Origin of the sequence: Hyphomicrobium sp. (assembly GCF_036833075.1) — a bacterium.
In the GTDB taxonomy this organism is placed as follows: Bacteria; Pseudomonadota; Alphaproteobacteria; order Rhizobiales; family Hyphomicrobiaceae; genus Hyphomicrobium_C.
On record NZ_DAITQL010000150.1, the window covers coordinates 1 to 3,706 of the forward strand.

A 3,706-nucleotide genomic window follows, 5' to 3' on the forward strand; every position below is an offset into this window, starting at 1 on the left:
TGTCGGAATGCCGGGGTTTTTGAGATTGTGGTTCATTTAATTTCAATGACTTGGCCATGTCGTAAAAATGAAACTGATTCAGAGTATATGAGACTGTACGCCAAGCTGAGTCGGAATTTATGAGACCAGTTTGCGGCCAAACAGCAGGGCTGTCCATGTCGAATCCGATGACGAATGAGCTGCAATGGCAGGAAGCGCGGCGGCGAGCTGCTGTACTTTCGAAACTGTCGGATCGACCGGGTGACGCGGAGGTGCGTGCCGCCATGGCGGCACTTGCAATCAGTCGGTCCACCCTATTTCGCTGGCTGAAGCGGTTTCGGCAGGAGGGCCGTACCAGTGCGTTGCTGCCGAAACGGCGCGGCCCGAATGCCGGGATGCAGCCGCTGGATCCGGCGGTGCTTGCGATCGTCGAACAGCATTTCCAGAAAATCTACGCGACGCGGCGTAAGCCGACTGTGACACGATTCCAGCACGAAATAGCTGCAGATTGCCGGAAGGCGGGCCTGCAGCCACCATCAATACGCCGCCTCACTCGCTGGCTGGAGACCAAGGATCAAGCTGCCTTGATGCGCCGGCGGGAAGGCGCCGATAAATCGGAGCCGCTTTTCCTCCCTACGCCCGGTGGGCTTGAGGTGGCAGCTCCGCTTGATGTCGTCCAGATCGATCATACGAAAGTGGATGTCACTGTGGTTGATCCGGTGACCCGGCTGCCAATCGGGCGTCCGACATTAACATTGGCTATCGACGTTAATAGCCGCGTTGCGATGGGCTTTTGTCTGTCGCTGGAGCCACCGTCCTTGGTGGCGGTAGCGCTGTGTCTGACCCATGCGGTGATGGACAAGACCGCATGGCTCGCCTCGCGCGGAATCGCGGCAGAGTGGCCAGCCTACGGAATACCCAAGACGATTCATGTCGATAACGGCGCTGAATTCCATGCCCGCGCCTTCAAACGCGCGTGTGATGAGCACCGCATCGATCTTACCTACCGCCCGCCTGGTACACCGCGTTTCGGTGGTCATATTGAAAGGCTGATCGGAACGATGATGGGCGCCGTCCATCTTATTCCCGGCTCGCATTTTTCGAACGTTCGCGAGCGCGGCGACCTCGACCCGGAGGCCGAGGCGGTGATGACGTTGCGGGAACTGGAAATCTACCTCGCTCTCGAGATCGTCGGAGCCTACCATGCCCGCATTCACAAAGCTCTTGATCTACCACCGGTGGCGGCGTGGAATGCGCGGATCGGCAACGTCATGGTGCGGATGCCCACAGATCCAAGGCGGTTCCTCATTGATTTTCTACCGTCCGAGGAGCGCACGCTGCAGCGTGACGGTGTGCATCTGTTTCACATCCGCTACTGGTCGGACGAACTGCGCTGGCTGATGGAACGTGATCGGCCCCGTTTGACCATCAAATATGATCCTCGCGATCTGTCCTGCGTGTTTGTGGCAACAGCGGAGGGGTATCTGGAGGCACGGCCAGCGGATCGAACCCGGCCGGCTATCGCGCTTTGGGAGCAACGCGCCGCCGTCAAGGCGTTGCGCGAACAAGGTCGCCGGGCCGTAGATGAGGAGCTCATTTTCTCGACGATTCTTGCACAACGGGTACTGGTTGACGAAGCGACACGGACTACCAAGGCGTTGCGAAGAGACGCCGCGCGACGCTCGCACCTGGCATCGACGAAGATCATCGAAGTGACCGCAGCATCGGAACCAGCCGGAGATGGCGAACCCTTGCAATTGCCGTTTTTCGAGGTGGAGGAATGGGATGAATGATGAATTCTCTCATCTCTTCCCGTCGAGCCGGGCAGTCGCCGCGCTCAGCGCCGAGGAACGCATCCACAGAATTCGCGCCGATCGCTGGATCAATTATCCTCGCGCCGAACAAGCCCTTGCAAAGCTGGAGGTTTTGCTGAGCTTCCCGCAACGTGCTCGCATGCCGAACCTGCTCATCGTCGGTGCCAGCGGTATGGGCAAGACCATGATTGTCGAAAAATTCGCTCGCGATCATGCTTCGCATTTCGACAAAATATCCGGGCGGATGCACATGCCGGTGGTCGTTGTTCAGATGGTGCCGGGGCCGGACGAGAAGCGCTTCTACAAGCGGCTTTTGGCGACAATCGGAGCGCCTGAACCGCCGCGGGCGACATTGTCGGTGGTGGAAAGCCTGACATTGCGCCTGCTTTCGGAGATACGACCGGGGATGCTGATCATTGATGAAGTGCACAGTCTCCAGGCAGGCACGGTACGAGAGCAGGCCCGCTTTCTGAACATGCTGCGCTTCCTCGGCAACGAACTCAGAATTCCGCTCGTCTGCGTCGGTACGCAGCAGGCGCGAAATGCCCTTCGAACCGACGACCAACTTGTTCGCCGCTTCGAGGCTTTTGCACTACCGCCTTGGCAGAACGATCAGGACTTCGCCGGTCTGGTCGGAAGTTTGCTGCGCACTTTGCCTTTAAGGCAGCCCAGTGAGATTACGGATACGACGCTGAAACGTCTTATCGAGGTGACAGGAGGGATCACCGCTTCTTTGTTCTCATTGATGGGTATGTTGGCTATCGCAGCAATCGAAAGCGGCGAGGAGCGCATAACGCTGGGCGCCGGAGGTGATAAGCGCAACATGCTGGCTCTCCTCGGAGAGACGGTTTGAGGTCTGTGCCATCATCGGCGGTACTGCCTGTCGTGCCGAGGCCGGGGCGCGAGGAACGGCTGTCCTCATGGCTCAATCGCCTCGCCTTGTTCTATGCCATGCCGGTCGCTTCGTTTCTGGAATACTGCAGCTTGAATGGAGCCGACATAGCCGCGCTCGAATGGCGCCTTGGGGATGACGAAGCAATCGCGCTGGCGACCCGCATCGGCATGACGGTCGATGAACTGCGGATGATGACGTTCCAGGAGATCGCACGACATGCCCGGCCAATGATCTATCGCGGCGGCGGAAATTCTTGTCCGGTTTGCCCGCCTGATTTGCGTCGAAAGACGGCAGCATTTCCATGGAACTTCTGGTGTGTTGAACATAACGTTCGTCTGATTGCTCGCGACGGCGAAAATCTGGTGATGAAGTTGCCGGAAACGACCCTCACCAGCCTCGATGTCAATGCGCACCAAGGCGCAATGCGGCTGGCGGCCTGGGCCCAAGGAAAGGACACGGCCGCGCCGTCTGTACCTCAGCACTTGGATTTCCTGACGACGCGTTATCGCAGACCCCGGTCGCCTTCATTCGAATCGCCTCGACCGCAGTCAACGCCACCCTGGCCTCGGTACGCTTTCCTGCTTGTCGTGCCGGAATATGATCGCGTTGCACCGGCCTTCGACAGACCGGTGCGTGCCGGCGTGTCTTCGCTGACGCGTGGTTCACTGCTGCAAAAGTATGCACTGACGGTTGCCTTGGGCCGGATTGCGACTGACCCCGTGGGCCATGTTGCTTCAGTGCTGTTGGCGTCTGATTATGATGGTGAGGAGTGGTTGCACCAAACATTGCAGACATGGCCGCTGGAATTGCTAAACCGCATCTATGCCCGGCTCTATCGCCTTCGTGCAGCTCGAAGGAACGCGGCAGAAAGGGAAGTAAGTTCATGGGCAGCTTGGAAAGAGCACAAATCTCAAAATCCTGATTCACCCAGTCTCAAAATTGTGCGCAGGGAATCTCAAAATCATGCGCGAAGCCGCCGCCCAAGTCATTGAGTCTCAAGAATCCCGATCGTCCGACA

The 3,706-nt window shown here is 58.3% G+C and carries 3 protein-coding genes; all 3 read left to right on the top strand.

Features of this window, described 5'->3' with window-relative positions; all coding sequences use genetic code 11:
- Positions 1 to 155: 155 nt before the first annotated feature.
- From V7082_RS21430 to V7082_RS21440, 3 genes are read left to right on the top strand one after another with little or no spacing between them, the layout of a single operon-like run.
- Positions 156 to 1,772, top strand: a complete 1,617-nt coding sequence (locus V7082_RS21430; protein WP_334151706.1) for a Mu transposase C-terminal domain-containing protein — start codon at positions 156 to 158, stop codon at positions 1,770 to 1,772.
- Positions 1,765 to 2,646, top strand: coding sequence for a TniB family NTP-binding protein (locus V7082_RS21435; RefSeq protein ID WP_334151708.1), 882 nt, complete (start codon positions 1,765 to 1,767; stop codon positions 2,644 to 2,646). The genes V7082_RS21430 and V7082_RS21435 overlap by 8 nt, the downstream gene beginning before the upstream one ends.
- Before the next feature lie 5 nt (positions 2,647 to 2,651).
- Positions 2,652 to 3,680: a TniQ family protein gene (locus V7082_RS21440; protein WP_334151709.1), complete on the top strand. Its 1,029-nt coding sequence runs from the start codon at positions 2,652 to 2,654 to the stop codon at positions 3,678 to 3,680.
- The last annotated feature ends 26 nt before the right edge of the window (positions 3,681 to 3,706 follow it).